At 35.5% G+C, this 850-nt stretch carries 1 pseudogene; it reads right to left on the reverse strand.

The features are described from left to right. Nucleotides 1-591: 591 nt before the first annotated feature. Nucleotides 592-850 (reverse strand): annotated as a pseudogene (locus A3SI_RS19460) (hypothetical protein); the annotation flags it as partial.

The following is an 850-nucleotide window of genomic DNA, read 5'->3' on the forward strand; positions in this document are numbered from 1 at the left end:
AACGTAGCTGCAATCACCAGATTCCCTTAAATTATCACAGCCATCTTTAATTCCATCTACTATGAGTATGGCGAGAACAATGCCCCCTGTAACAGGATCTACTTGCGCACGAAGATTTGCAACCGAGAGCATCAAAAGCCCTCCTAAAACGAATAATGCTACTATTTTTTTCATTTGAAATAAAATTTAACAAACACTGAAACAGCTAACCTTTAACTGCCTGAAAAACAACCTTTAGCGCTAAAATCATTCAACAACTAAATATACCCCCCTATACTAAAAAGCAAGAAAATCTTAATATTAATTCTTGCTCGGAATATAATCAGCTATAAACCAGGCATTTAAAATTACATCGAAATAACAAAAGGACACTCTAAAACGTTTTGAGTAATTTTATTTAATCTACTAAAGAACAAACTATTCAAAAAGACTATTAACTAAATAAAATTATAAACAATAACTTAAATCTAAATTCCGACTACTTATGAACAGTATTAACGATGTCAAATATTGTTATTTTCACATTTTGCTACTAGAAAAGAAATGAGTTTGACTTTACACTCCTATTTCCATCTCCTGTAAACCCACCCATTAATACGCATACAACTCCTGTCGATTCCAATAAGGCTCGTCCGAAATCTTATGCCGACGTTTTAACAACGGATTGATGTAGAGCTGTATATTCGAGAAATCTGCAAACTGCGCCTCTAACGGCCGATGCTCGGCTAAATCTGCATGCACCCGCTGCTCATCAGGTAAAGGTGGGTAGGACGACTTCTCCCAAAATGTAGGATCATACGTTCGATCTGAAGTGAAAATCCAACCATTGTATAAGTCAGCTAAATAGTTC

It is taken from the genome of Nitritalea halalkaliphila LW7 (assembly GCF_000265075.1).
Classification (GTDB): domain Bacteria; phylum Bacteroidota; class Bacteroidia; order Cytophagales; family Cyclobacteriaceae; genus Nitritalea; species Nitritalea halalkaliphila.